This window comes from Cypionkella sinensis, assembly GCF_042646385.1.
GTDB lineage: Bacteria > Pseudomonadota > Alphaproteobacteria > Rhodobacterales > Rhodobacteraceae > Cypionkella > Cypionkella sinensis.
Map to the genome: position 1 here is coordinate 3,027,758 of NZ_JBHRTO010000001.1, position 26,976 is coordinate 3,054,733.

Consider the following 26,976-nt stretch of genomic DNA (forward strand, 5'->3'; position numbering starts at 1 on the left):
GTGTGAAACTCCGCGCGCGATCTCCGGCATCCCGACAATGAAGGATGATCCAAGCAGATTAGTGATTGGGCACCCGTGCCTGTGGCGACATCATCTCGGCCACGATGGCGCGTGCGGCGGCGGCGGGATCGGTGGCGCGCCAGACCGGACGGCCCACGACGATATGATCCACCCCGTCGGCAATCGCCTGCGCCGGTGTCGCCACCCGTTTCTGATCACCCAGTTCGGCGCCCGCAGGCCGCACGCCCGGTGTGACGATCAGCCGACCCACCGCTTGCGGCAGGGCGCGGATCGCGGCGGCCTCTTGCGGCGAGCAGATCACCCCATCGGCCCCAGCCTCCAGCGCGCGCGCGGCGCGTTCGATGGTGATCTCGCTCAGATCGCCCGCCCGGATCAGGTTGGCATCCAGATCAGAACGGTCCAACGAGGTCAGCACCGTTACCGCCAGAATCTTCAGCCCCGTCCCGGCTTTGCCCTCTGACGCCGCCCGCACCACCTGCGGATCACCATGCACGGTCAGAAAATCCAGATCATGCTGGGCAATCCCGCGCACGGCGGCCTCTACCGTTGCGCCAATGTCGAACAGCTTCATATCAAGGAAAATCCGCTTGCCATGCTCTTGCTTCAGCTCGTTCGCCAAGGCAAAACCGCCGCCCGTCAGCATTCCCAGACCGATCTTGTAGAATGACACCGCATCGCCCAGCCGTCCGGCCAGATCCAGCCCCTGCACGATGTTCGGCACATCCAGCGCCACAATCAAACGGTCATCTGACAAACGGTCATCAGGCATTGCGATCTCCTTTGATTTCGGGCGTCATGCGGCCAACCGCCTGCCCTGTCAAGGAGTGCACCCGATGATCCTGGCCTTCGATATCGGCGGCAGCCGCATCAAAGCCGCCCGCAGCAGTGGCGGCTTGCTTGAACACCTGGGCGAAACCGCCACGCCCGCGCAGGATTTTGCCGCCTTTGCCGCGGCATTGACCCGCTTTCACACCACGGAAACGGCGGTGGCGATCTCGATCACCGGGGTTGTCGATCCATCCACGGGGCGGATCAAAGTGGCCAATCTGCCCTGTCTGGATGGCCGCAATGTCGCCGCCGATCTCGGGGCTGCGTTTGATCTGCCGGTGCTGATCCTGAACGATGCAGATTGCTTTGCCATGGCAGAGGCGGCGCAGGGGGCGGGGCGGGATCACCGCAATGTCTTTGGCATCATTCTCGGCACCGGGGTCGGCGGTGGGCTGGTGCTGGATGGCCGCGTTGTCACCGGGCCGGGCGGCTATGCGGGCGAGTGGGGGCATGGCCCGGTGGTGCACGATCCGGCTTTTGCCTGTGGCTGCGGACAGATTGGCTGCCTTGACACCATCGGCGGCGCGCGGGGGCTGGAACGGCTGCACAAGCATCTTACCGGGCAAGATGCCAGCGCAGAGGCGATCATCGCCGCGTGGAAATCCGCGCCAAGCCCCACGATTGACCGGTGGCTTGCGGTGGTTTCGGGGCAGCTTGCCATGGTGATCAACCTGATCGGTGCCGATATCGTGCCGGTGGGCGGCGGTCTTGCCAATGATCCGGCGCTGATAGCTGCGCTTGATGCGGCCACGCGGGCGCGCATCCTGCGCCAGACCGATGCGCCCCTTGTGGTGCCCGCGACGGTTTCCGCCGACGCTGGTTTGGCGGGTGCGGCGGCGGCAGGGGAGGCGCGCTTTGGCTGATATCTTGTTGGAAGTCTGTGTCGACGATCCGGCTGGTTTGGCCGAAGCCATCGCAGGCGGGGCTGACCGGATCGAACTGTGTGCGGCATTGGCCCTTGGTGGGCTGACGCCCAGCCATGGCCTGATGCAGATGGCAGCACAGTCGGGCGCGCTGTGCTATCCGATCATCCGGCCGCGGTCGGGCGATTTCAGCTATACGGTGGCTGAGGTCGAGGTGATGCGCGCCGACATACGCGCTGCTCGCAGCTTTGGCCTGAAGGGTGTGGTCTTGGGTGCGAGCCATCCTGATGGCCGCCTGAATGAGGCTGTTCTGCGGGTGCTGCTGGATGAGGCTGCGGGGCTGGACACCACGCTGCACCGCTGTATCGACCTGACCCCAGACAAGATTGAAGCCGTGCAGATTGCGAAGGATTTGGGCTTTCGGCGCATCCTGACCTCGGGCGGGGCGCTGACCGCAGCAGAGGGGGCGGCGGCGCTTGCCGCGATGATAAAGGTTGCGGGGCCAGATCTGATCATCATGCCCGGATCGGGTGTTTCTGTGGAAACGCTGCCAAAACTCTGCCACCTGCCGCTGCGTGAAATCCACGCGTCTTGCGCAAGCCCCCTGCCAAGTGGCGGTGCGGCGCTGGCGTTTGGGTTTCAGTCTGGCAGTGAAAAGCGCACCAACCGGGCGAAGGTTGCAGCGTTGAAAGCGGCTTTGGCGGGTGGGGTGCGGGGCTAAGCCTGCGCGTGAAAATGCGTTCCCAGCTGGGAATGACTTGTGCCCAGTGCATTGAAAATCACTAGATGTGGTAGAAAATGCACCTTTTTGTGCAGATTTCAGCGAAAATTGGCGAAATTGCCAAGATCGCAGCGGCACAGAAAATGCCTGCCCCGAACCAGCGGGGCAGGCGATTTTACAGAGGCTTAGTGCACCACGGCTTGCGCGGGGCGTTCACGCCGTGAGGCGGAAACGCGGTCGCCGATGATCAGGCCATCGGCCCCGGCGCTGACCTTGATCGTTGCGCCATCCAGCACATCGCCCGACAGGATCATCTCGGCCAGCGGGTTTTGCAGATGGTTCTGGATCACGCGTTTCAGAGGACGCGCGCCGAACACCGGGTCGTAGCCTTCATCCGCCAGCCAGGCCTCGGCCTCGGCATCCAGATCCAGCGTGATCTTGCGGCTGACCAAGCGGGCTTCCAGTTTGCGCAACTGGATGTCGACGATGCCAGCCATATCGGCGCGGTTCAGACGATCAAAGATGATCTGCTCGTCCAGCCGGTTCAGGAATTCCGGGCGGAAATGCTGCCGCACGGCCTCTGTCACCTGCGCCCGTGCCGCTGTCTGATCCGCGCCTTCGGGCAGTTCTGACAAAGCACGCGCCCCAAGGTTGCTGGTCAGAATGATCAGCGTTTGCTTGAAGCTGACGGTGCGGCCCTGACCATCGGTCAGCATGCCATCGTCCAGCACTTGCAGCAGCACGTTGAACACGTCGGGGTGGGCCTTTTCCACCTCGTCGAACAGCACGACCTGATAGGGGCGGCGGCGGACGGCTTCGGTCAGCACGCCACCTTCATCATAGCCGACATAGCCCGGAGGCGCGCCGATCAGCCGGGCAACCGAGTGCTTCTCCATGAATTCGGACATATCAATCCGCACCATCGCCGAGTCGTCGTCGAACAGATATTCGGCAACTGCCTTGGTCAGTTCGGTTTTACCCACGCCGGTCGGGCCCAGGAACAGGAAGCTGCCCAGCGGGCGGCCCTCGTCGTTCAGCCCAGCGCGGGCGCGGCGGACGGCATTGGCCACAGCGGTGACGGCGGCTTGCTGACCGATCACGCGACGGCCAAGCTCTTCCTCCATCTTCAGCAGTTTTTCCCGCTCGCCTTCCAGCATCTTGGCCACTGGAATCCCGGTCCAGCGTTCGACGACCTCGGCGATCTGTTCCGGGCGTACGGCTTCGGACACCAAGGCATCGCCTTCGCGTGCTTCGGCTTCGGCCAGTTGCTTTTCAAGGCCGGGAATGATGCCGTAGGAAAGTTCGCCCGCACGGCCCAGATTGCCGTCACGCTTGACCTGATCCAACTCGGCGCGGAAGCGGTCGAGTTGTTCTTTCAGATCGCGGCTGGCTTCCAGTTTGTCACGTTCGGCCTGCCATTGGGCTGTCATCGCGTCGGATTGCTCCAGCAGGTTCGACAGTTCCTGCTCCAGCTTTTCCAGACGGTCTTTGCTGGCTGCGTCGTCTTCTTTCTTCAGCGCCTCTGCTTCGATCTGCAGTTGCAGGATCTGGCGATCCAACTGGTCGAGTTCTTCGGGCTTGGAGTCGACCTCCATCCGCAGGCGGCTGGCAGCCTCGTCCACAAGGTCGATGGCCTTGTCGGGCAGGAAGCGGTCAGTGATGTAGCGGTGCGACAGGGTGGCTGCGGCGACAAGGGCCGAGTCGCTGATGCGCACGCCGTGGTGGAGTTCGTATTTCTCCTTGATGCCGCGCAGGATGCTGATGGTATCCTCGACCGTCGGTTCAGACACCATCACCGGCTGGAAACGCCGAGCGAGGGCCGCGTCTTTCTCGACATATTTGCGGTATTCGTCCAGCGTGGTGGCCCCGACGCAATGCAATTCGCCCCGTGCCAGTGCCGGTTTGATCAGGTTGGCGGCATCCATCGCGCCATCGGATTTGCCCGCGCCGACCAGCGTGTGCATCTCGTCGATGAACAGGATGATATCGCCTTCCGCAGCGGTGACTTCGTTCAGAACGCCTTTCAGACGCTCCTCAAACTCACCGCGGTATTTGGCACCAGCGATCAGCGCGCCCATGTCCAGTGCCATCAGTTTCTTGTTGCGCAAGCTTTCCGGCACGTCGCCGTTGACGATGCGCAGGGCAAGGCCTTCGGCAATCGCAGTCTTACCGACGCCGGGTTCGCCGATCAGCACGGGGTTGTTCTTGGTGCGGCGCGACAGAACCTGCATGGCGCGGCGGATTTCCTCGTCGCGGCCAATGATCGGGTCGATCTTGCCTTGCTCGGCGGCCTCGGTCAGGTCGCGGGCGTATTTTTTCAATGCGTCATAGGTTTCTTCCGCCGAAGCGCTATCCGCCGTGCGGCCTTTGCGGATGTCATTGATCGCGGCGTTCAGCTTTTGCGGGCTGACGGCACCAGCGTCGAGCGCGTCTTTGGCAGCGGATTTCACCATGCCAAGCGCCATCAGCAGGCGTTCTACCGGCACAAAGCTATCGCCAGCTTTCTTGGCGACCTTTTCAGCCTCGTCCAGCACCTTGACGAGGTTCGGGTCCATGAACGGCTGCGCATCGCCCGAGACTTTCGGCAGTTTGCCCATGGCCAGCGCAAGCGCTTCGGTCACGCGGGTGGGTTCACCCCCGGCGCGGCGGATCAGGTTGGAGGCCAAGCCCTGATCGTCGTCCATGATGGCTTTCAGCAAGTGTTCGGGTGCCAGCCGCTGATGGCTTTCCCGCATGGCAATCGTCTGGGCCGCTTGGATGAAACCACGCGACCGTTCCGTGAATTTCTCTAAATTCATCGGTATCACTCCTTTTCTAAGCGCCCCAGTGATGCCCGGATTTCCAGCACATCCTTGGCGGCCTTGGCCGATATTTGGGGAGTTGGCGCGCGCTTTGCAATGCTGTGGATCAACGACACTGCAGCAAATTTATGCAGGGGTTTGCGGGGCGCGCACATTTATCCGCCGATTGCGCCGGATGTGGTCGGCACGATGCCGCCCGTTCGGAGGCGTGCAACCTGCGGTAAGCTGAACGGGCTTGCGACACGCCGGATTTGTAGGCCAATCGAGGGGCAGAAAAACAAAAAGGCGGCGCAGATGCAGGATATTTTGCAGGTATTGATCCACAAGGCCCCCGTGCAGGAGTTGCAGTTGCACATCGGGAAAAGTGGCTTGTGTATTGGCGATGCGGCAGAATTGCACCTGCAAGACGATGGCCGGATCGGCATTTTTGCGATGGCGAAGCGGCCTTTGCTGGGGCTTTTGCCGCGCCGCAGTTTGCGGCATCTGGGGCAGCTTGGGCCAGCGGCGACGGCGGTGATGACCGAGCCTTTGCAGCACGGCGACCATCTGCGGGTGCGGATTGTCGGCCTGACGCCTGAACATCTGTCGCCGAACGGGGTGGCCGAGGTCTATATCTCTGTCTGGAGCAACACGCACCGGATGATGAATGTGCGGTCTGCCGTGCCGCCCAAACCCGAGATCGCAGAAGAGAGTTCGCTACCGCCTGCCCGCGTTCATATTTCGTAGCGCACGTAGGCAAAGGCGTGGGAATCTGGTGCCCAGTTGGGCACGTTCATCGTGCCTTGGCCACCAGTAAACTCGAGGATGCGGCGGCGGTTCTGGCCTTGGGGGTCGCACAGGCACAGCGCCACGGGTAGGTTGGCTGGGTGGCCCAACGTGCCGGGCGGGTAGGCGAGATAGATCAGGTGCTGGTCATCCGGTGAGGGATGCGGGAACCAGTTGACGCAATCATCGGCGAACAGTTTGCGCTGGGCGCTGCCATCGGCGTTCATCACCCAGATCTGCGCGTGGCCGTCGCGATCGCAGTTGTAATAGATTTGCGCTCCATCGGCGCTGAAGTCGGGGCCGTCGCAATGGCCTTCGCCCATGGTCAAACGTGTCTCTGTGCCGCCTATAGGCATGGTGTAGACATCAATCACCCGGCTGCCACCCCGCGCCGCGACATAGGTCAGCAGCTTGCCATCGGGCGACCAGCCGTGCCACCAGCTTGGCGCTTGCGGTGAGATTTTCACCGGATCGCCGCCCTTGGCCGGAATCATGTAGATCTGCGACCCGATGCCTTCGTGATGCGATGAGATCACGATCTGCTGGCCGTCGGGGCTGATGCCGTGGTCGTTGTTCAGGCGCTGGGCTACGCCGGTTTCAATGGGGATCAGGGCCGGTTCGGCCAATGGCACGCGAAATAACCGACCCTCGGCGTTGACCAGCAAGGCATCGCCCGAGGGATACCAGTTGGGTGCCTCGATATGCCGGTCGGTTGCCAGCAGGGTGCGGGTGCTGGCCGAGGCGAGATCGTAGATTTCGAGAAAGCTGCGCATCTTAGGTGCCTTACCGTGAAGGTGCGTTATTCACGCACCCTACTCCCTTGCCTTTGGGGTGAGGAGTTTTTTCGGGCGCAAAGCCTCGGCGGCTTTGAACAGGCCGAAGGTTTGGTTGACGTAGTTCACCACGCCGCCAATCTGCTCCATGTATTTTTGCAGTTCGGGGGTCTTTTCGGCCTCGACCATCTGCACCGGGCGGTCTGGGCCATCGGCCTCAAACTGGCAGTAGAACAACGGTTCGCCCCGGCGCAGGATGATGTCCTTTTCCGGCTCGTGCCATTCAAATGCCCACATCAGCGGGCGCGGCCAGACGTTCAGCGGGAAGCGGCCGCCAAAGATCGTGCCGGGCAGTTGTTCGCGGCGGTAATGGGCAAAGGCGGAAAGTTGGGTGATATAGACCAGCTCATCCGCGATAAAGCAGTAGGGCAGCGACATTTGGACGGTGGGGCGATCAGGGTAGCGCCATTCGGCCTCGGAGACCAAGGTCATCACCTCACCCAGTTTGTTGGCGCGGATCGGGGATGCCGCCCCGGCGCGGTTGATCAGATGCGGCTTGCCTTTGTCGTCGCGGCCAAAGCCGAGATGAATGTCAAACGGGCATTTGATCAGGAAATAGCGGCTTTCCAACTGGATCACCGCCGGGCAACGGCTGGCCGATTTCGCGTGGGCCTTGTTGGTCTGGCGGAACAGCACCCGTTCGGGCGGATCATACAGCACCGCACCTTTGTCTTGCGTCAGAAACCAGCCGATCGTGACGGGGCCGGATTTCGGCCCATCCTCGGGGCGCTCAAAGGTGAGGTTGATGTCCATACTCGGGCCTTTCGTTTTTGCCAGATGAGGCGGAAAGGCGGGTGGTGTCAATCGGCGGCACGGACCAGTTGCGCCCCTGCCTGCGGCGAGAGTTTGGCGAAGATGATCGCAGAGGAAAGTGACAGCAGCGCAATCACGGTGAACACCACAGGGAAGTTACCCAGATCGGTGGCCGAGGTGCCGCGCAGATAGCCGGTGCCCTCTAGCGTCATCGCCGCCAGCGTGATGCCGATGGATCCGGACAGTTGCTGTAGCACGGCGGTGAACGAGGTGGCCGACGACAGGCGCTCTGATGGCACTTCGGCATAGGCGATGGCGTTGACAGAGGTGAATTGCAGCGACCGCGACAGCCCGCCCACGAACAGCACCAACAGCATCAGCAGCCACGGCGTTTGTGGGGTAAAGCTGGCCGGGGCAAGGATGAATACCGATGAGATAAGGGCGTTGACCAGCAGCACCCGGCGGAAACCAAAGCGGCGCAGGATCGGTTGGGCGGCGAATTTCAGCACAAGTGCGCCAATGCCAGACGCAAATGTGATCAGCCCCGATTGCAGCGGGTTCAGGCCAAAGCCGAGTTGCAGCATCAGCGGCAGCAGGAACGGCAGGGCGCCGACGCCAACGCGGAACAGGGTGCCCGCGGTGACAGAAATGCGGAAGGTGGGCAGCGCCAGCAGGCGCAGATCGACCATCGGATTTGAAACCCGCAGGGCATGGCGGACATAAAGCGCAATCAGGGTGGCACCGCCTGCGGTCAGGCTGAACACGATCAGCGGCGTGGCGAGGTTCAGGCCCATCAGGGTTGCCCCGGTCAGAAAGCCCGCAAGGCCGGGGCCGAGCAGCAGGAAGCCTGCGGTATCAAAGCTGCGCGGTTCAGGCTCGCGCAGGTCTGGGATGTAGAGGGTTGCGAGGACCACGCCCAAAACGGCAATCGGAATGTTGATCCAGAAAATCCAGCGCCAATCCCAATAGGTGGTGATGTAGCCGCCCAAGGGCGGGCCAAGCACCGGGCCGAGTAGCGCCGGCACGGTCAGCCAGGCGAGCGCGCCGACCAGCCCGGCGCGGGGGGTGCCGCGCAGCACGATCAGGCGACCGACCGGGGTCATCATCGACCCACCCAGCCCTTGCAGGGCGCGGGCGGCGACGAGTTCGGCCAGATTGGTGGAGAGCGCACAGGCGATGGAGCCCAAGGCAAACACGACGATGGCGGCGCGGAAGATTTTACGCGCCCCGAACTTGTCGGCCATCCAGCCCGAGGCCGGGATGAACACCGCCAGCGCCAGCAGATAGGTGGTCAGCACCAGTTTCAGATGGATCGGGTCGGAGTTCAGATCGCGCGCGATCTGGGGCAGCGAGGTGGACAGCACCGAGGAGTCGATATTCTCCATCAACAGGGCGGTCGCGACGATCAGGGGAAGGATGCGGGCGGAAGGCATGGCGGGAAGATGCGGCAACGTCCGGGCGGGTGCAAGGGTGGTTCGCAGGGGTGGCACGCGGTTGTGAAGGGGGCTTTGACACCCACAAAGCCGCCAAACTTCGGCTTAACGCCGGGTCGGCACAATGGCCTGAACTCGTTGCAATCCTTTTCGCTCGGGTTCCGAGTCTGGCGTTTTGAGTTGCGATGCGAGGCCCAGTTTTTGCAATGCGCGGATGAAATAATAACCCGGATCCATTTGCCCGCGTTCAACGCCCAGTTTGGCGGAATGGGGGAAGGCATGGTGATTGCAGTGCCAGTTTTCACCGAAGGTCAGCAGGCTGATGTAGCGAATATTGTAACCTTGCACGGGAACGCCTGCGATTCTCCAACCCTGATGACCGCGCCTGTGTGAGACATGCCCGACAAGCCAATGCCCTACCAGCGATACGAATATGCGCAGAGAACAACCCCAAAGCACCCAGGCCCAACCGCCGAGAGCGTAAAGGGTTAGCGCCAAGGGCAGTTGCTGCCACATCCAAGTCTTTTCAATGAAACGATAGATGGGGTCTTGCTTTACGCGATCTTCCAGAACGAATTTGGGTGGATGGTCGAGACGATACTCGCAGCACAGTTGCCACCAAGCATCCCGCCAGAAGGCGGCTTGGTGGGCGGGATGCGGTGGGCATTCGGTTTGCCGTTGATGCCAATCGCGCAGATCGTGGGTGCGAATCATGCCAATCGGGCCAGCCATGCTGACAAGCGTGCCGAGCCACACCAGAGCATATTCGACAAGGCGTGGGGTTTCAAAACTGCGATGAATCAGCAGGCGGTGCATACCAACCGAATGGCCTGCGCAGATGGTCACAGCCGTCAATCCAAGGAAGACCAGTAAGGCGTCAAGCTGCGGATAGAGGATGACTCCGGTGATTCCAGCCGCGCCATGCCCGAAAAGCCAGACGGTTTTGATTGGCAGGCATCGCACATGGCCTTGAAGCGCCGATGTTTCCGGCAGGACATGGAAGCGGTCGGTTGAGACGAGATGCGCCATTCTATCAGTTTAGAGGGCTTCGGCAGAATTCATAGCGCGTATCGCGCAGCCCCCTACAACAACCCATCGGCCCCGAAATGCCTTGGGAAGAACGCCATCGCGGCGGCGTGGACGGTTTGCAGGGCCTCGGTCGGGCTGTAGGGCTCGCGGGTCGAGATCAGGTCGACCCAGACGCCTTCGGTGGTGACGCGCAGCACGCGCGAGATCAGGATTGGGTCGCCGGGGTAGCCGCCTTCGCTGAGCAGGGCGGCGCAGACTGCCTCCAGTTTGGTAATGTAAAGTCGGTCATTCTCGCCGCATCTTTCCTGATAGAGCGGGCGCGATTGTGCCTCGCCCCAGAACGACAGCCATGCCGACAGGCGGACGGGGGTGCAGATGGCGGGGACGAAATCGGCGCGGATCATGGCATCGAGTTGGCTGGCAGGCTGCGGGCCTGCGGCGGCAAGCGCGGCATCCCAGTTTTCGCGGTATTCGTCGGACAGATAGCCGAGGGTTTCGGCCAGCAGCGCCTCTTTCGTCTGGAAATGGAACAGCACCAATCCGTGCGAGATGCCTGCGCGGCGTGCCACATCGGTCAGGGTGGTGCGGGCATAGCCGTTGGCGGCCAGCACCTCGATCGTGGCCTCGATCACCTGCGTGCGGCGGATTTCGCGCGACAGTTTGCGCGGTGTCGGGATGGTGGGGGCAGGCTGGCTCATGCGGGTTTCTCGGCTGAAAGCGGGGCTTTTGCAAGGTAGCGAAATTCTGATTGACAGACCAGTCAGAATCTTGCCAGCATGAGGAAACAACATTGGTTCGCCATGACGCTTGTCTCGCCCCGATTGGAGTTCTGCCTGCAGACGCTGCCGCCGCGCGCCTATTGTGATGCCGATTGGTATGGGCGCGAGATGGGATCGGTGTTCGCGCAGAACTGGATTTGCGTGGGGCGGCTGGCGGATTTTGCGGCGGGCACGATGCGGCGGGTGCAGGTGGGCGCTGCGGATGTCATCGTCTGCCGGGCGGCGGATGGCGGCGTTTCGGCGTGGCACAACACCTGTCGGCATCGCGGGGCGGAGCTTTGCCGTGCCGAGGTTGAGCCTTTGGGCAAGCTGATCCGCTGCCCCTATCACGCGTTTTCTTATGCGGCTTCGGATGGGCGATTGGTGGCGACGGGCCATGCGGTGCCGACAGCGGATTTTGACCGTAGCGCGCATGGGTTGCTGGCGGTAGCGGTGCGGGTTTGGGCAGGGTTTCTGTTTCTGAACACCGCCGAGGCGCCGCGTGATTTGGTGGCGGATGTCGATCTGGCGGTGCTGGATCATTGGCCGATGTATGGCCTTGTGACGGGCCACATCTGGCGGTCCGAGCTTGCCTGCAACTGGAAGGTGTTCTGGGAGAATTACTCGGAATGTCTGCATTGCCCGGGGATACACCCGGAATTGTGCGAGCGGGTGCCGATCTATGGCCAGGGGATCATGGCGGCGTCAGAGGCTGTCGGCTGGGACGGCCAGATGCCCGCTGGGAACCTCAAGCCGGGGACGGAAAGTTGGACGCCGGACGGGGCGGCCTGCGGGCCGATTTTCGTGGAGCTGACCGAGGCCGAGCGGGCGGCGGGGTATCAGTTCGTCACTTTCTGGCCGACGGCTTATGTGGTCGCGCATGTCGATCATGTGCGCGCGGTGCGGATTGTGCCGCTGGGGCCACTCAGGACGGAACTGGTGGTCGAGTGGTATTTCGCGCCCGAAACCCTCGCCCAGCCGGGGTTTGATGCGGCGCAGGTGGCTGAATTTGCCAAGATCGTGCTGCGGCAAGATGGCGAAGCGGCAGAGATGAACCAGCGGGGGATGATGTCGCCCGCGTATCGCGGTGGCACGTTGATGCCGGAAGAATATGAGATTCACCGCTTTCACCAATGGCTTAGAAAAGAGATGGAGGTCAGCGCATGACCAAGCATGATGCAAACAGCCTGACAATTCCGAATGACTGGGATCGGCGCGGGCTTCCGGCCTGGACCTATCACTCCGAGGCGATGTTCGCGTTGGAGCGTGACAAGCTGTTCCTGACGCATTGGCAGGTGGTTGGGCATGTCAATGATGTGGCCGATCCGGGCGATTGGCTGGGGTTTGATCTGCTGGGCGAGCGCGCGGTGGTGATGCGGGGGCAGGATGGTGTGGTGCGGGCGTTTCACAACCTGTGCCGCCATCGCGGCGCGCGGGTGGTGGATGGCGAGAAGGGGCATTGCAAGGGGGCGCTGGTCTGCCCGTTTCATGGTTGGGTTTATAATCTGGACGGGTCTTTGCGCGGGGCGGCGCAGCCCAGCAGCTTTGGCGGTTTGGATCGGGCGCAGTTTGGGTTGAAACCGATTGAGATGGAGATTTTCCACGGATTCATCTTCATCCGGTTCTTTGCCGGGCCACAGCCCTCGGTCGCCGAAATGCTCGCGCCCTATTCCGCCGATTTCGCCGGATATCGCAGCGAGGGCGTGCTGCCTTTGGATATGCCGCATTGGGCGACCGAATTGCCGGTGAATTGGAAGTCGGTGCGCGATGTCGACAACGAGGGCTATCACGTGCCGATGGCGCATCCGGCGTTGCAGGATCTCTATGGTCGCACCTACCGCGATCTACATCTGGACGGTGGGTTGAACGTGTCGATTGGCACCTTTGGCGATGCCCCGGCGCGGCGGTGGTCGGTGAAGCAGTATCTGGCGATTGCCGAGCGGCAAGACTGGCTGCCAGAGCATTTGCAGACCACCTGGACCTACTACGGGCTGTTCCCCAATGCGGTGTTCGCCTTTACGCCAGAGTCGGTGCAGTTTTATCAGGAAATCCCGATCTCGCCGGGCAAGACGCGGGTGACGGGGCGGATTTACCGTCAGCCGGTGGAAAGCCGGAGGATGAAGGCGGCGCGCTATCTGGCGTATCGGATCGACCGCGATACTTCGGCCGAGGATCAGCAGCTTTCGATCTGGTCGAACGAGTCGATGCTGTCGACGGCGTTTGAGGGCTTTCATCTGTCAGACCTCGAATACGGGCTGAAGCGCCACCATGACAGCTTGCGTGATCTGATGCCGGTGATGCGCCTGCCCACGGCACCGCCCGAAGCGGAAATCGCGGCGCGCAATGCAGAATTGATTAGCCAATCGACAGCACAGGGTTAACCTGTTTGAAAATAAAAACCTCAGGGAGACTGCGATGAAACTGACAAGACGCAGCGCGCTTGGACTGCTTGGCGGCACATTGGCCGCGCCCTATGCCCGGCCCTCTTGGGCGCAGGCGGCAACAGTGAACGTCTATAACTGGTCGGATTATATCGGCGAAACCACGCTTGCGGATTTCGAGAAAGAGACGGGCATGGGGGTGGTTTACGACCTTTACGCCTCGGCCGAGGAAATGCAGGCCAAGATGCTGGCGGGGTCCACGGGCTATGATGTTGTGCTGATGTCGAGCTTAAAGCTGGCGAGTTTCATCAAGGCAGGCGTGTATCAGAAACCCGACCGTGCCAAGCTGCCGAACTGGAAGAACCTTGATCCGGCCATTCTGAAGATCGTTGAAGGCTTTGATCCGGGCAACCTCTATGGTGTGCCGTATATGTGGGGCTCGGTTGGCTTTACCTTCAACATGGATATGGTGAACGAGCGCTTGCCGGATGCGGATTTGTCCGACCTTGGCACGCTGCTGAACCCGGAAAACGCGGCCAAGCTGGCGGATTGCGGGATTTCGCTGCTGGATAGCCCGACCGATTTCGGCTTTATGGTTCTCAGCTATCTCGGCTTGGATGCCAGTTCGGCGCGAGAGCCGGAATACAAGAAGATGGCCGAGGCGGTGGCGCCGATCCGGCAGTATGTTTCCACCTTTGATAACGCCAACTATCTGAACACCTTGCCGAATGGCGAGATTTGCGTGGCAAACACCTGGTCGGGCGATTACGGCGTGGCCAAGACGCGGGCAAAAGAGGCGGGGATTGATATCAACCTGGCCTATTTCGTGCCGAAAACCGGCGCGCCAGCATGGTTTGACAATTGGTGTATCCCCAGCGACGCGCCGAATGTCGACGGCGCGCACAAGTTTCTGGATTACATGCTGCGCCCCGATGTGATTGCGGCCTGCACCAATTTCACCGGCTATGCCAACGCCAACAAAGAGGCGACCGCACTGGTTGATCCGGCGATCACGGCAGACCCTGCGGTTTACCCGGATGCCGAGACGATGAAGCGGCTTTATACGCCCGCGCCGCAGTCGGAAGAACAGGACCGCGAAATCATGCGGGTCTGGACCGAGATCAAGGCAGGTTAAGGTGGCGGACCCTTTCATTCGCATCGAAGGCGTGTCGAAGAAGTTCGGCACGTTTCAGGCGGTGCAGGACGTGTCGCTGACCATCGCGCAGGGCGAGATATTCTCGCTGCTGGGCGGATCGGGTTGCGGGAAAACCACGCTGCTGCGGATGCTGGCCGGGTTCGAGGAGCCGACTTCGGGCAGCATTTTCATCGACGGGCAGGATATGGCGGGCGTGCCGCCGTGGGAGCGCCCGGTGCATATGATGTTTCAAAGCTACGCGCTGTTTCCGCATATGAGCGTGGAAAAGAACGTCGGCTACGGGCTGAAGCACGAGGATATGACCGCAGAGGCGCGCAAGGCGCGTGTGGCCGAGATGCTGGAGCTGGTGCAGTTGACCCAGTTTGGCCATCGCAAGCCGCATCAGATTTCGGGCGGGCAGCGGCAACGGGTGGCCTTGGCGCGGGCGCTGGCGCGGCAGCCGAAGTTGCTGCTGCTGGATGAGCCGCTGGCGGCGCTGGACAAGAAGCTGCGCGAGCATACCCAGTTTGAACTTATGTCAATTCAAGAGCGCACAGGCGTGACATTCATCGTGGTGACGCATGATCAGGAAGAAGCGATGACGCTTTCCGACCGGATCGCGGTGATGGACAAGGGCCGCGTCAAGCAGGTCGGTGCGCCGACCGAGATTTACGAATACCCGAACTCGCGCTTTGTGGCGGGGTTCATCGGGTCTGTGACGGCGTTTCCGGCCACGGTTTCGGCGGTGGCGGATGATGTGGCGACAGTGCGGGTCGCGGCGTTTCAGGGGGAAGTACAGGCGCGGGCAGTGCCGGGGCTAAGTGTGGGGCAAGAGGTGACTTTGGCGATCCGGCCCGAAAAGCTGGTGATCAGCCAGACCCGGCCCGAAGGGGTGAATATCGTTGCCGGGCAGGTCAAGGATCTGGCCTATTTCGGCAAGGATAGTCTCTATCGTATCACCTTGCCGTCGGGCGAATTGATCTCGGTGCATTCGGTAAACGCGGCGCGCAGTGCGGGCGGGCGGCCGGATTGGGATGATCAGGTTTACCTGAGCTTTGCGCCCGCGGCGGCGATTTTGCTGGTGGCATGATGCGCAACCGGATCACGCAATGGCTACAAGGGCGCGGGTATCGCGGTGTGATCATAGGGCTGCCGTATATCTGGCTGCTGTTGTTCTTTTTCATCCCGTTCTGTCTCGTGCTGGCGATTTCCTTTGGCAGCCGCACGCCCACAGCGCCGCCGTTTGGCTACGGCGGCGATCATCCGTGGATCAGCTTTGTCGGCTATGCGCGGCTGTTTCAGGATGATCTCTATATCCGGGCGTTTCTGGTCAGCTTGAGCAACGCGGCGGTGGCGACGGTGTTGTGTCTGTTGCTGGGCTATCCGATGTCTCTGGCGTTGACGCGGGTGTCGGCAAGCTGGCGCAATATCCTGCTGATGCTGGTGATCCTGCCGTTCTGGACGTCATTCCTGCTGCGCGTCTATGCGTGGATGGGGCTGATGGGAAAAAATTCATGGTTCAACGGGCTGTTGACCGATGCCTATAACTTGCTGACCCCAGCGGGGTGGCACCTGAACAGCATCCCGATGATGAACAGCAATTTCGCGGTGGTGTTGGTGATGGTCTACACCTACCTGCCGTTCATGATCCTGCCGCTTTATGCCAATCTGGAGCGGTTGGACCCGGTGCTGGATGAGGCGGCGATGGACCTCGGCTCGCGTCCGTTCCGGGTGTTTCTGGACGTGACCTTGCCGCAATCGGTGCCGGGAATCATCGCGGGCGCGATGCTGGTGTTTATCCCGGCGGCGGGGGAGTTGGTTATTCCGACGCTGGTGGGCGATGCCTCCAGCCCGATGATCGGGCGGGTGATCGCGGATGAGTTCTCGCAGGCCTCGGATTGGCCAATGGCGGCTTCGGTGGCGATTGCGCTGCTGTTGCTGATGGTGGGGCCGATGATGCTTTACACGCATTACCAATCAAAGGCCGAAGCGGGGGAGGAGCCATGAGACGCCGCCCCATCTTTCTGATTACCGTGATGTGTTTTGGCTTTGCGTTCTTCTACATCCCGATCCTGTCGATGATGGTCTATTCGTTCAACGGATCGCGACTGGCGACGGTCTGGGGTGGGTTTTCGACCAAGTGGTATGTCTCACTTCTGTCGAACAAGCAGGTGGGTGCTGCGCTGCTGCTGTCGTTGAAAATCGCGGTGGTGTCGGCGACGGCGGCGACGATTTTGGGCACGATGGCCGGGATCACGCTGGCGCGGTTTCGGCGCTTCAAGGGGCGGACGTTGTTTTCGGGGCTGGTGACAGCACCCCTGATCATGCCCGAGGTGATCACCGGGATTTCGTCGCTGATGATGTTCATTCTGATGGCGAAGTTTCTGGGCTGGCCGGGGTCACGGGGTTTTACCACGGTGACGCTGGCGCATATTACCTTCTCGATGGTGTTTGTGACCACGATCATCCAGTCGCGGATGTTGCAGGCTGACCGCGCGATTGAGGAAGCGGCGATGGATCTGGGGTCAAAGCCTTGGGCGGTGCTGTTCGATGTCACGCTGCCGGTGATCTTTCCGGCTATCCTGTCGGGGTGGTTGTTGGCGTTCACGATCTCACTCGATGATGTCGTGATCACCTCATTCACCACCGGGCCGGGGAACACGACGTTGCCGCTGCTGATCTGGTCAAAGGTCAAACTGGGGGTGACGCCGGATATCAACGCCCTTGCCACACTGACGGTGGTGGTGGTGGGCTGTGGGGTTGCACTGGCCGGGTATATCCTGAACCGGGCCGAAAAGCGGCGGGATGCCGATGCAAGGTTGGCGTATCGTGGCAATGACTGAAACTGTTCAAATTCCGCTGGGGCAGCCTGGGTCGGGGCGACAGCGCTATGCTGCGGCGATGACGCTGTATCAAGCGGGCCAGATTTCCGAGGCGGCGCTGGAGGTTTACCGGATCTGCTCGCCACTCGACATGCAAGACCCGGTGCCGCTGTTGGAAGCCGTCGCGCGGGGAAAGAAAGTATGACTGATCTGCTGATTGATAACGCGCAGGTGCGCACGATGGATGCGGGTTGGCCGCTGACCGATGCCGTGCTGCTGCGCGGTGGCGCGGTGGTCGCGCTGGGCGATGCGGCGCGGGCGCAGGTAGGCGATGCGCGGCGCATAGATGCGGGCGGGCGGTTGGTGCTGCCGGGGTTTCAGGACGCGCATATCCACTTGCTGAACGGCGGTATTGATCTGGTGGAAACCGCGCAGCTTTATGATTGCGAGACGCTGGCGGATATTCAGGGGGTGATGGCCGATCATGCGGCGGCGCAGACCGGGCCGATGATCTGGGGCGCGGGCTGGCAATGCGGGTTTTTTGGCGATGCGAACCTGACGCGGGCGGCGTTGGATGCGGTGGTGCCGGATCGGCCTTGCCTGATCTATGACGGCAACTTTCACAACGCTTGCGTGAACTCGAAGGCGTTGCAGATGATCGGGGTGGGGCGCGATACGCCCGACCCGCTGAACGGCCATATCGTGCGCGATGCGGCGGGTGATGCCACGGGGATGCTGCATGAAGAGGCGATCAACTGGGCCGTCGCGCGTTTGCCGCAGACGGGTGACGATGTGCGGCGGGCCGGGTTGCGGGCGGGGATGGCTTGGGCCAATCGCCACGGCATCACGGGGGTCATTGATCCGTGGATTCTGGATCATCATGCGCAGATCTACAGTCAGGGTGATCTGACGCTGCGCGTGGCTGGGGCTTGCCTTGTCACGGCGGCAGATACGGTGGAGTCGATGCTGACCCGGCTGCGGGCTTATCGCGCGGCGCATGGCGGGCGGGATTTTCACCTGAATGCCGCGAAGTTCTTTCTGGATGGCGGGCTTGAAAACCGCACGGCAGCGCTGCTTGCCCCCTATGCCGATGCGCAGGGCGGCAATGCGCCGCTGATGTTCAGCCAAGATCAGATCGACGCAATGTTCACGGCGCTGGATGCCGAGCGGTTTCAGATTCATGTGCATTGCATCGGCGATGCGGCGACGCGGGCGGCACTGGATGGGTTTCAGGCGGCGCGGGATGCGAACGGCGATTGGCCCTCACTGCACCAGATCGCGCATTGTCAGATGGTGGACCCTGCCGATTTCGCGCGGTTTGCAGCGCTGGGCGTGATGGCAAACCTGCAACCGCTGTGGGCCTGCAATGATCCGATCATTCCCGATGACACGATGGCGATGATTGGTGAGGCGCGTGCGCCGCACACCTATGCGTTCCGCAGCCTGATCGACGCGGGCGCGCCCTATTGTATCAACTCGGATTGGGCGGTGACGACGCTCAACCCGTTTGAGATCATCGGCACGGCGGTGACACGAGAGCCTGCCCGCGCGCGGGGGGTAGCAGAACCGTTCTTCCCCGAACAGCGCATGACGGTTGAGGAGGCGGTGCTGGGCTATACCACCCACGCTGCCGCGGCCTGCTGGCGCGGGCATTACTCGGGCGCGATCAAGCCCGGCTATTCCGCCGATCTGATCGTGCTGGACCGCGACATTTTCAACGTGAATCCCTATGCGATTGCGGAAACGCGGGTGCTGCTTACGCTGTTCAAAGGGCGCGAAGTGTATCGCGCCGAAACCTTCCCAAGCTGAAAGGCCAGATCATGACCCCGAATTTCAAACCGATCGAGGATGGCGACCGTCGCGTGGCCAACATTCACACCGCCAAGTTTGAGGAATTTGTCTATCCCGATGGCGTGGCCTTGGGCGATGCGATCTTGCAGCACGATACGGACTTGCCGCTTGGCACCGGCTTTCACGTCTACCGGATGCCCGCAGGGATGAAAACGCGCGGCCATCGCCATGAGGGGCACGAGCAATTCCTGATCCTTGAGGGCGAGTTGATTGAAAGCGACGGCACGGTGTTCCGCGCGGGCGATCTGGTGTTTTACCGCGACGGCACCGAGCATAATTCCTACACGCCAAACGGTTGCCTGCTGGCGGTGCATATCGTCGGGCCGGAAACGCCGCTGGAATAGCTTTAAGCGCGGCGCGCCATCAGCCAGACGAAGAACAGCCCGCCCGTCAGCCCGGTGACGATGCCGATGGGCATATCCTCGGGTGCCATGATGATGCGGGCGACGGTATCGGCCCAGGTCAGAAACACCGCGCCGAACAGGGCCGACAGCGGCAGCACGCGGGCGTTGTCGCCGCCAAAGATCAGCCGGACCAGATGCGGCATCATCAGGCCAACAAAGCCGATGATGCCGGAAAATGCCACCATTACCCCGGTGATCAGCGCGCCTGCGACAAAGACAGACAGGCGAAACCGGGCAATGGGGATGCCGAGGCTTGAGGCGGTTTCATCGCCAAGGCTCATCGCGTTCAGATCGGGCGCGCGGTGCCACAGCCACAGGCCTGTGGGGATCAGCACAGCCAGCGGGAACAAAAGATGCGGCCATTGCGCAAGGCCTAGCCCGCCCAGCATCCAGAACACCACCGTATGCGTGGCGCGCGGATCGCCGAGGAAGATCAGGATATTCGCGCCCGCCATGATGATAAAGCTGACGGCAACGCCTGCCAGCACCAGCCGATCTGCCGAGGTGGCGCGGGCGAATTGTGCGATGCCCAGCACCAGCGCGGTGGCGGCCAAAGCCCCGGCAAAGGCCAGCAGTGGCACGGTCAGCAGGCCCAGAAACATGCCCGTGTGCATCAACGCCAAAATCGCCCCGAAGGCCCCACCCGATGAGATGCCCAACAGATGCGGATCAGCAAGCGGGTTGCGCGTAACAGATTGCAGCGCCGCCCCGGTCAGCCCCAGCCCCGCGCCGACCAATGCGGCGAGGATCGCGCGGGGAAAGCGGATGTCCCAGACAATCGCGGCACGGCCCGGCGACCAAGTGACGGGCACGGCATCGGGGATCACATGGTTCAACGCGATGCCCCAGACGGTGGAAAGCGGAATCGCAATCGCGCCGATAGATACCGCAAGAATGATCGACAAAACCAGCACACCACAGCCCGCCAGCACCAGACCCGCGCGGCGCGACAGGTGCCATGCAGCGCTGGCGACGGTGGGTTGGGTGAGGTCGGCCATCGGCTTGCCTTTCAAAGCATTGCGCCGAGGCGTTTGCCCCGGCGCAGATTGTTCTTACTGCGCCGCAAAGCCCGCGACCAGCTTTTCCACCGCTTTGATATTGCGCGGGCCGGGCGTAGCCTCGACATATTCCAGCACCACGAAGCGGTTGTTCTTCACCGCGTCGATGTTGGCAAAAGCCGGGTTGCCCTTCATGAAGGCGATTTTCTGCTCGGCCGTGACATCGCCATAGTTGACGATGACGATCACTTGCGGGTTACGCTCGACCACAGGCTCCCACGCGACGGTGGCCCAGCTTTTGTCCAGATCATCCATGATGTTGACGCCACCTGCGGCCTCAATCAGGGCGGTGGGCATGGCGTATTTGCCGGCGGTAAACGGCGTGTCTTCGCCGCTGTCATAGACGAACACGCGCAGGGGGTTGCTGTGATCAACGCCCTTGGTAGCCTCGGCCAGTTGCGCCTTGTAACCTTCGACCAGCGCCTTTGCCTTGTCTTCGACGCCAAAGATCAGGCCAAGGTTCAGCAGGTCGTTATACATGTCATCCATGCTGCTTTTCGCCTTGGGGCCGACGAAGATGCAGCTTTCGGTCAGCTCGTAGGTCTTGATGCCCAAAGGCTCCAGCGTCTCAGGGGTGACTTCGCCGCCAACCTTCATGCCATAGTTCCACCCGCCAAAGAAGAAATCGGCATCCGCCCCGGCAAGAACTTCCTTGCTGGGATATTTCGCGGAAAGCTCGGGCAGTTCGGCCACGCCTTCGCGCATTTCGGGATCAAGCGTTTTCCAGCCGGAAATGCCAGTGTAGCCGACCATGTGATCACGCAGGCCCAGCACCAGCATCATCTCGGTCAGGTTCACATCGTTGGAAATCGCAGCCTTCGGGGCGGCGTCAAAGGTGACATCGCGGTTGCAGCTTTTCACCGTGACGGGAAAGGCGGCAGCCGAGGTTGCAGAGAGCAACAGGGCGATCAGAGCGTATTTCATGGTTTTTCCTACAGATGAAAAGAGAAGCGCGGCGCGGGGCCAGAGCGGTCCACGCGGGCGGTGACATTGAAGGCGGTGGCGATGTGATGCTCGGACAGCGCCAGATCAGGGGGGCCATCCGACAGCACCCGGCCATCGGCCAGAACCAGCACGCGGTCGGCAAACTGCGCGGCCAGGGTCAGGTCGTGCAGGGTGCAGATCACCGTCAGGCCAAGGCCGCGCAGCAGCGCCAGCAGTTCAAGCTGGTGGCGGATATCCAGATGGTTGGTCGGCTCATCCAGAATCAGCACGCGCGGTTCCTGCGCCAGCGCACGGGCGACCATGACACGTTGCTTCTCGCCGCCCGACAGCGTGCCAAACGGCATATCGGCAAAGCGCGCCAGATCCAGCCGCTCCAAGGCCGCGCTGACGACCTCGGTGTCGCGCAGCGCCGCACTGGCAAAGCCTGCCCGATGCGGCAGACGGCCCAGCGCCACGATCTGCCGTGCGGTCAGGGCAAAGTCGGTCGGCTGTTCTTGCAGCACCGCTGCCACGGTGCGGGCAGTTTCGCGCGCCGTATGCAGCCAAAGATCGCGACCCATCAGGCTGACCGTGCCACTGCGGGGGGGCACATAGCGATAAAGCAGACGCAGAAGCGAGGATTTCCCCGCCCCGTTTGCACCGCAGATCGCCATCACCTCGCCCTCGGCCATGGCAAAGCTGATGTCGGTCAAGATATCGGGGCGGCGCGGCGGCCCCCAACACAGATTGCGCGCTTCCAGAATAGGTCCGGTCATTGCAACTGACCCTCGGCGGTAACGATCAGCGCGGCGGGAATACGGGCGAGCGTCGATGTCGCGAGTTTGCCGGGACGATCAGCGGCGCGGCACCAGCCATCGTCAAGCCGTTGATAAAGCGTGGCAAAATCGACCAGCGCGTCAATATCGGCGTCCGGGTCGATATCGCCGAACAGCCAGGTGGCCTTGCCCGTCGCGCGCCAAGCCACGGTGCAGGGCCGATCACAGCCCGCCATGCAGGCGGTGCCGGAAATCTCGAAATCCTCCCCCAGCCCTTTGGCCTCGCTGACCGCCAGACGCAGCTTTTCCAACAGCGCAAGGCCGGGGAAACACGGGCTGTCCTTGTGCCGACAGGTTTGGCAGACCAGAATTTGATGGCGTTTTGCGCTCTGCCGCATGGCAGGGTCTTGGGCCTGCGCAGGCCCTTGCAGTTCAATCATAGCATCCTTCCCCAGGCACCCCGCCCGGATGATTGTTTCGGCTATGATGGCAGGTCTCCTGACTCGCGGGTCGTGGCTGGCCTGCGCCTTCCCACCCCTTTGGGGCAGTGGACTTTGCAGGTTCGCTCACCGCTTACAGTTGCGGGGGCAGTCACGGATTTGGCGGCTTTTGCCTACACCACACCGTATTCCCTTTTCATCCGGCGCGACTTTGCGTCTGCCGAAACCATCGCGGGCATGAAGCGGGATTTGCCCGCCGCTGTCAATGCGAACAGCGACAGGCGGCGGCGCTTTTGCGCCTTAGGCGATATCCATCCATGCCCCAGCCTTGGATGAGGCGTGAATGGTTTCGACCAATTTTTGAATCCGCAGACCCTTGCGAAAGTTGAACGGCTCGGGCGCTTTGCCTGCGATGGCATTGATGTAGCCTGCGACCTCGATTGCCTTCAGGTCGTTGAAGCCAATCTGATGGCCTGCGGCGACGCAGAACAGACCATAGGGTGCATGATCTGGCCCGGCCTCGATGCGGCGAAAGCCTTGGCGGCCTTTGGCGTCAGTAGTGCTGAAGTAATTAAGGACGTTGAAATGTTCCTGGCTGAAGGCCAGTGCACCCTTGGTGCCATAGACCTCAAAATCGTGCTGCATCTTGCGGCCTGTGGCGATCCAGTTGCCCTCGATGCTGCCCGTGGCGCCGTTTTCAAAGCGCAGAAAGGCGCGGCCCACGTCATCCACCATCACCGCCTTGCGACCGCCGCGGCCATCCGGGCGCTCGGCGATCATGGTCACAACATCGCCCATCACGCGGCTGATCGGGCCGCAGAGAAACTCGGCGGTGGCAAGCGCGTGGCTGCCGATATCGGCCAAAGCGCCGCCGCCTGCGGGGTCGTGGCGGAAGGTGTAGGGACCGTTGGCGTCGGCCATGTAATCTTCGGCATGCAGGCCTCGATAGCCGCGAATCTCACCCAATTCGCCCGCCGCAATCATTTCCCGCGCCAGTGCCAGCATCGGGTTGCACAGATAGTTGAAGCCGACTTGGGTTTTCACCCCCGCTGCTTCGGCGGCCAGCGTCATCTCCAGCGCATCCGCCGCCATCGGCGCAAGCGGCTTTTCGCAATACACATGCTTTCCGGCTGCGATGGCTGCCAGCGACATTTCCTTGTGCAAGGCGTTGGGCGCGGTGATCGACACGAGATCAACCGCAGGGTCCGCCATGATCGTGCGCCAGTCGGCGGTAGCATGGGCAAAGCCAAGCGTCACACGCGCGCGCTCAGCGGCATCCGGGGTGATGTCGGCGATAGTGTGCAGCTCCAGATCGAACGGCAGTTCAAACACCCGCGGGGCAGAGGTGAAACCAAACACATGCGCCTTGCCCATAAAGCCGGTGCCAATCAGACCAATGCGAAGTTTTGGTTTGCTCATATCGGGGGTCCTTCGCTGCGAAACTGGGTGAATTTGGCCTTAGAATCGCGCCCTGCGCCGGTCAAGCGCCGCATATTTTGGTGGGGCGGAACCTCGTCAAAAGTCATCAGGCTGGGCGCGCTGCGCGCGGACCAGATCCACAAAGGCCCGTAAAGGTGTCGGCATGAACCGGCTGGAGAAATACAACTGCGGCCCGTCAAACTGTGGCCACCAGTCTTGCAGCACGGGCACCAGCGCGCCGCTGTCCAGATGTGGCTGCAACCAGTTCTGAAAGGTGAAAATCAGGCCGTGCCCGGCGATGGCCAGATCAATCGCTGCAGCCGCCGCCACAGTGCCAAGGGTTAGCCGCGCCGCTGGATCTAGCGCAATCACCTCAGCGCCGCGTTGAAACGTCCAGTCAGTCAGCGCGCCGCTGGCAAAGCGCATGCGGATGCAATTATGGGCAACAAGGTCATTTGGGTGCAGCGGCGTGCCGCGACGCGCTAGATAGGATGGTGCTGCGACCAAGGCCGCGTGTTGCAGCCGTGGCCCAATCGGTACGGCGATCATGTCTTGCGCTAGATGCTCGCCATAGCGGATGCCCGCGTCGCAATCGGCGGCGGTGACATCGACAAGCCGGTCATCCACCACCACCTCAACCCGGACATCGGGGTAGCGCGCCATGAACTGATCCAGCAAGGGGGGCAGAATATCCACCATCACCGCCCCCGGCACGTTCAGCTTTAAGCGCCCGCGCACTTGACCCGGCGCGCTTTGCACATCGTTCAGCGCGGCGCGCGTTTCAGCCAAAAGCGGCGCGATCCGGGCGGCCAGATTGCGCCCGGCCTCGGTTGGCATCACCGAGCGGGTGGTGCGGGTCAGCAGGGGCGCGCCGATGCTGGTCTCGAGCCGGGTGATGGTTTCGCTGACGGTCGAGGCCGAAAGCCCCAAACGGCGCGCGGCGGTGCGAAATCCCCCGGCCTCGGTCACGGCAAGGAAGATCTGCAGATCATCTAATGAGGCTGTATTGTTCGACATACCGAACAACCTATTCGGATCTGGCCGGATTATCAATTTCTGCCGAACGGATATTTTGGCTAGATCAACAGGAGCATCACCATGACCCAACCCGCCGCCGCCGCCGGACGTTTCACCTTTCCCGGCACCGACCTTTCCGTGAACCGCATCGGCTATGGCGCGATGCAATTGGCGGGGCCGCATGTTTTTGGCCCTGTCGCCGACCCAGATGAGGCCCGCGCTGTCCTGCGCGAGGCATTGGCTTTGGGTATCGATCATATCGACACCAGTGATTTCTATGGGCCTTATGTGACCAATGATCTGATCCGTCAGGCCTTGTTCCCCTATGCCGCCAATCTGGTTCTGGTGACAAAGATCGGGGCATGGCGGGATGACGAAGGCGGCTGGATACTGGAGCGCAGCGCTGATTTTCTGCGAAAATCGGTCGAGGATAATCTAACCCGGCTGGGGCTTGATCAGATGGCGATTGTCAATTTGCGCATGGGCGGGCCGGAGGATGACATCGCAGCGCCGATGCAGGTGATGCGACAGATGCAGCAAGATGGCTTGATCGCCCATATTGGTGTCAGCACGGTCGATGCGGCCCAGCTTGCGATTGCCCGCGATATCGCGCCAATCGTTTGCGTGCAAAATCATTACAATCTGGTCCACCGTACCGATGACGCGATGATTGATGCGTTGGCTGACGATGGCATCGCCTATGTGCCCTACTTCCCACTGGGTGGCTTTAGCCCCTTGCAAAGCGATGAGCTAAAGCAGGTGGCCGAGGGTCTGGGGCAATCGGTGCAATCGGTGGCACTGGCCTGGCTGTTGCAGCGCAGCCCGAACATTCTGCTGATCCCCGGCACCTCGCGTCGCAGCAATCTGCGCAGCAATGTCGCGGCGGCTGGGTTGACCTTGGGCGAAAGCGATCTGGCGCGGCTGAACGCGATTGCAGCGCTGGTCTGACGGGCGGCCATGAGGCCCCGGATCAAGTCCGGGGCAGCTTGGCGCTTAGAACCACTGCCCCGGCTCCATCAGGCCCAGATCCATCAGCTGTTGGCTGTGCCAGTCAAACGGGGTGGAGTTGTGCCATTTGAAATCGTGAATATCAAACCGCGATCCGGCATTTGACCGCAGCGCCTTGGCGGTGCGGAAGCTGACGATGGCGGTGGTGATGTTGTGATGCCAGGGGCAGGCGTAGGTGTTGTATTCTTCATCCGACAGGGTGAAATCCGGCCGCAAGATCAGCCCCGGCTTGGTGCGGAACAGCGCGATCCGGTCGATCTTGCGGCGCGGCACCGGGATATGTTCCTCAAACCGCCAGCGCAGCCCACCAAAGAAATCCAACTGGCGTTCCTTGGGGTAATTGTGATTTGCGACATCCGGGCGGCCCAGGGCGTAGTAGCCAGATTTGTCCAGATGCGCGCGCTCCAGCGATACGGCATTGGGGAACACGTTCAGATCATCGGCATAAAGATCAACCACATAGGACAGCACCGCATCGCGGCGTTCTTCAGTGTGGAAGGCCAGCATCTCGCGGATATTGCGGCTCTCGCAGAACGGATGGAACAGATATTCGGCATTGTAGCAGTAATACAGCCAGATGCCGGGGGCGGCGGCGATCACCTTGTTGACAGCCTCGACCAAAGCCTCAACCGTTGGGGCTTCATACGGGACGCGGTGGATTTTCGCCTCAAGCTCGGCGGTGATGGCGATCGCATCGGGTGCGAACAGCGCAAGCTGGACAAATCCAGCCTCTAGATGGTGGCGGATCGTGCTTTCAACCTCGACCGCGTCTTCGGCAAAAATCAGGGCAAGCGGGCCTTTTGCCAAGGCCGCCTTGCCCTCTGCCAGAAACTGATCAAGCGATCTGTATTTCATGCTTTGCCCATCTGCCCTTGGCCTATTTGCGGCAGAATCCGTTAACAACCGGTGCAACGCAAGCCCCGGCGTTGCGAAGCG

Annotated in this window: 27 protein-coding genes and 1 riboswitch; of the genes, 13 read left to right on the forward strand and 14 right to left on the reverse strand. The window is 61.7% G+C overall.

Annotated elements, in window-relative coordinates; translation table 11 throughout:
• Positions 1 to 58 precede the first annotated feature (58 nt).
• The gene (gene pyrF / locus ACFOGH_RS14985; RefSeq protein ID WP_380073882.1) at positions 59 to 790 is read right to left on the reverse strand and encodes an orotidine-5'-phosphate decarboxylase; all 732 of its coding nucleotides are present in this window, start codon (positions 788 to 790) and stop codon (positions 59 to 61) included.
• Positions 791 to 854: 64 nt separating this feature from the next.
• Between pyrF and ACFOGH_RS14990 the strand changes: the two genes are divergently transcribed.
• Complete coding sequence (locus ACFOGH_RS14990) at positions 855 to 1,712, forward strand: ROK family protein (RefSeq protein WP_380073883.1); 858 nt, start codon at positions 855 to 857, stop codon at positions 1,710 to 1,712.
• A complete protein-coding gene (locus tag ACFOGH_RS14995) occupies positions 1,705 to 2,433 on the forward strand; it encodes a copper homeostasis protein CutC (protein WP_380073884.1) in 729 nt (242 codons plus the stop codon). Before ACFOGH_RS14990 ends, ACFOGH_RS14995 begins: the two co-directional genes overlap by 8 nt.
• Positions 2,434 to 2,618: 185 nt before the next feature.
• On the opposite strand, the gene clpB is transcribed toward ACFOGH_RS14995, so the two are convergent.
• Complete coding sequence (clpB, locus tag ACFOGH_RS15000) at positions 2,619 to 5,231, reverse strand: ATP-dependent chaperone ClpB (protein ID WP_380073885.1); 2,613 nt, start codon at positions 5,229 to 5,231, stop codon at positions 2,619 to 2,621.
• A 297-nt stretch (positions 5,232 to 5,528) separates the two neighbouring features.
• On the opposite strand from clpB, the gene ACFOGH_RS15005 reads away from it, so the two are divergent.
• Positions 5,529 to 5,960 (forward strand): hypothetical protein, encoded by a 432-nt coding sequence (locus ACFOGH_RS15005; protein WP_380073886.1) that lies wholly within the window; start codon positions 5,529 to 5,531, stop codon positions 5,958 to 5,960.
• Here ACFOGH_RS15005 and ACFOGH_RS15010 read toward each other — a convergent pair.
• From ACFOGH_RS15010 to ACFOGH_RS15030, 5 genes are all read right to left on the reverse strand, one after another.
• Positions 5,948 to 6,772 (reverse strand): TolB family protein, encoded by an 825-nt coding sequence (locus tag ACFOGH_RS15010; protein ID WP_380073887.1) that lies wholly within the window; start codon positions 6,770 to 6,772, stop codon positions 5,948 to 5,950. The genes ACFOGH_RS15005 and ACFOGH_RS15010 overlap by 13 nt on opposite strands.
• A 39-nt stretch (positions 6,773 to 6,811) precedes the next feature.
• A complete protein-coding gene (locus tag ACFOGH_RS15015; RefSeq protein ID WP_380073888.1) occupies positions 6,812 to 7,585 on the reverse strand; it encodes a hypothetical protein in 774 nt (257 codons plus the stop codon).
• A 47-nt stretch (positions 7,586 to 7,632) separates the two neighbouring features.
• On the reverse strand, positions 7,633 to 9,018 hold the full coding sequence (locus tag ACFOGH_RS15020; protein WP_380073889.1) for a DHA2 family efflux MFS transporter permease subunit: 1,386 nt from the start codon (positions 9,016 to 9,018) through the stop codon (positions 7,633 to 7,635).
• A 105-nt stretch (positions 9,019 to 9,123) separates the two neighbouring features.
• Positions 9,124 to 10,047, reverse strand: coding sequence for an acyl-CoA desaturase (locus ACFOGH_RS15025; RefSeq protein WP_380073890.1), 924 nt, complete (start codon positions 10,045 to 10,047; stop codon positions 9,124 to 9,126).
• Between the two features lie 53 nt (positions 10,048 to 10,100).
• On the reverse strand, positions 10,101 to 10,745 hold the full coding sequence (locus ACFOGH_RS15030; RefSeq protein WP_380073891.1) for a TetR family transcriptional regulator C-terminal domain-containing protein: 645 nt from the start codon (positions 10,743 to 10,745) through the stop codon (positions 10,101 to 10,103).
• A 78-nt stretch (positions 10,746 to 10,823) separates the two neighbouring features.
• Here ACFOGH_RS15030 and ACFOGH_RS15035 point away from each other — a divergent pair, with 78 nt between their 5' ends.
• Genes ACFOGH_RS15035 through ACFOGH_RS15075 form a run of 9 tightly spaced genes read left to right on the forward strand, consistent with a single transcriptional unit; the run spans position 10,824 to position 19,338 of the window.
• Positions 10,824 to 11,972 (forward strand): aromatic ring-hydroxylating oxygenase subunit alpha, encoded by a 1,149-nt coding sequence (locus ACFOGH_RS15035; RefSeq protein WP_380073892.1) that lies wholly within the window; start codon positions 10,824 to 10,826, stop codon positions 11,970 to 11,972.
• Entirely contained in the window at positions 11,969 to 13,186 is a 1,218-nt protein-coding gene (locus ACFOGH_RS15040; RefSeq protein ID WP_380073893.1) for an aromatic ring-hydroxylating oxygenase subunit alpha, read from the forward strand. Before ACFOGH_RS15035 ends, ACFOGH_RS15040 begins: the two co-directional genes overlap by 4 nt.
• A gap of 34 nt (positions 13,187 to 13,220) precedes the next feature.
• A complete protein-coding gene (locus ACFOGH_RS15045; protein WP_380073894.1) occupies positions 13,221 to 14,321 on the forward strand; it encodes a polyamine ABC transporter substrate-binding protein in 1,101 nt (366 codons plus the stop codon).
• A gap of 1 nt (position 14,322) precedes the next feature.
• Positions 14,323 to 15,411 carry an ABC transporter ATP-binding protein gene (locus ACFOGH_RS15050; protein WP_380073895.1) on the forward strand — a complete coding sequence of 363 codons (1,089 nt, stop codon included), beginning with the start codon at positions 14,323 to 14,325 and terminating at the stop codon, positions 15,409 to 15,411.
• Positions 15,411 to 16,328 carry an ABC transporter permease gene (locus ACFOGH_RS15055; protein WP_380073896.1) on the forward strand — a complete coding sequence of 306 codons (918 nt, stop codon included), beginning with the start codon at positions 15,411 to 15,413 and terminating at the stop codon, positions 16,326 to 16,328. The genes ACFOGH_RS15050 and ACFOGH_RS15055 overlap by 1 nt, the downstream gene beginning before the upstream one ends.
• On the forward strand, positions 16,325 to 17,164 hold the full coding sequence (locus ACFOGH_RS15060; RefSeq protein WP_380073897.1) for an ABC transporter permease subunit: 840 nt from the start codon (positions 16,325 to 16,327) through the stop codon (positions 17,162 to 17,164). The genes ACFOGH_RS15055 and ACFOGH_RS15060 overlap by 4 nt, the downstream gene beginning before the upstream one ends.
• The gene (locus ACFOGH_RS15065; protein ID WP_380073898.1) at positions 17,157 to 17,348 is read left to right on the forward strand and encodes a hypothetical protein; all 192 of its coding nucleotides are present in this window, start codon (positions 17,157 to 17,159) and stop codon (positions 17,346 to 17,348) included. The genes ACFOGH_RS15060 and ACFOGH_RS15065 overlap by 8 nt, the downstream gene beginning before the upstream one ends.
• Positions 17,345 to 18,952: an amidohydrolase gene (locus ACFOGH_RS15070; RefSeq protein ID WP_380073899.1), complete on the forward strand. Its 1,608-nt coding sequence runs from the start codon at positions 17,345 to 17,347 to the stop codon at positions 18,950 to 18,952. The genes ACFOGH_RS15065 and ACFOGH_RS15070 overlap by 4 nt, the downstream gene beginning before the upstream one ends.
• 11 nt (positions 18,953 to 18,963) lie before the next feature.
• On the forward strand, positions 18,964 to 19,338 hold the full coding sequence (locus ACFOGH_RS15075) for a cupin domain-containing protein (RefSeq protein WP_380073900.1): 375 nt from the start codon (positions 18,964 to 18,966) through the stop codon (positions 19,336 to 19,338).
• 2 nt (positions 19,339 to 19,340) lie between these two features.
• On the opposite strand, the gene ACFOGH_RS15080 is transcribed toward ACFOGH_RS15075, so the two are convergent.
• From ACFOGH_RS15080 to ACFOGH_RS15105, 6 genes are all read right to left on the reverse strand, one after another.
• Positions 19,341 to 20,396 (reverse strand): FecCD family ABC transporter permease, encoded by a 1,056-nt coding sequence (locus tag ACFOGH_RS15080; protein ID WP_380073901.1) that lies wholly within the window; start codon positions 20,394 to 20,396, stop codon positions 19,341 to 19,343.
• Between the two features lie 54 nt (positions 20,397 to 20,450).
• Complete coding sequence (locus ACFOGH_RS15085) at positions 20,451 to 21,380, reverse strand: ABC transporter substrate-binding protein (RefSeq protein ID WP_380073902.1); 930 nt, start codon at positions 21,378 to 21,380, stop codon at positions 20,451 to 20,453.
• Between the two features lie 8 nt (positions 21,381 to 21,388).
• A complete protein-coding gene (locus tag ACFOGH_RS15090) occupies positions 21,389 to 22,156 on the reverse strand; it encodes an ABC transporter ATP-binding protein (protein ID WP_380073903.1) in 768 nt (255 codons plus the stop codon).
• On the reverse strand, positions 22,153 to 22,596 hold the full coding sequence (locus tag ACFOGH_RS15095; protein ID WP_380073904.1) for a DUF1636 family protein: 444 nt from the start codon (positions 22,594 to 22,596) through the stop codon (positions 22,153 to 22,155). Before ACFOGH_RS15095 ends, ACFOGH_RS15090 begins: the two co-directional genes overlap by 4 nt.
• A gap of 31 nt (positions 22,597 to 22,627) precedes the next feature.
• A riboswitch (cobalamin riboswitch) is annotated at positions 22,628 to 22,842 on the reverse strand.
• Between the two features lie 54 nt (positions 22,843 to 22,896).
• Entirely contained in the window at positions 22,897 to 24,015 is a 1,119-nt protein-coding gene (locus tag ACFOGH_RS15100) for a Gfo/Idh/MocA family protein (RefSeq protein ID WP_380073905.1), read from the reverse strand.
• 96 nt (positions 24,016 to 24,111) lie between these two features.
• The gene (locus ACFOGH_RS15105) at positions 24,112 to 25,032 is read right to left on the reverse strand and encodes a LysR family transcriptional regulator (protein ID WP_380073906.1); all 921 of its coding nucleotides are present in this window, start codon (positions 25,030 to 25,032) and stop codon (positions 24,112 to 24,114) included.
• 81 nt (positions 25,033 to 25,113) lie between these two features.
• Here ACFOGH_RS15105 and ACFOGH_RS15110 point away from each other — a divergent pair, with 81 nt between their 5' ends.
• Positions 25,114 to 25,980: an oxidoreductase gene (locus ACFOGH_RS15110; RefSeq protein ID WP_380073907.1), complete on the forward strand. Its 867-nt coding sequence runs from the start codon at positions 25,114 to 25,116 to the stop codon at positions 25,978 to 25,980.
• A gap of 45 nt (positions 25,981 to 26,025) precedes the next feature.
• Here the strand turns inward: ACFOGH_RS15110 and ACFOGH_RS15115 are convergent, their stop codons facing one another.
• Entirely contained in the window at positions 26,026 to 26,895 is an 870-nt protein-coding gene (locus tag ACFOGH_RS15115; RefSeq protein WP_380073908.1) for a hypothetical protein, read from the reverse strand.
• Positions 26,896 to 26,976 lie beyond the last annotated feature (81 nt).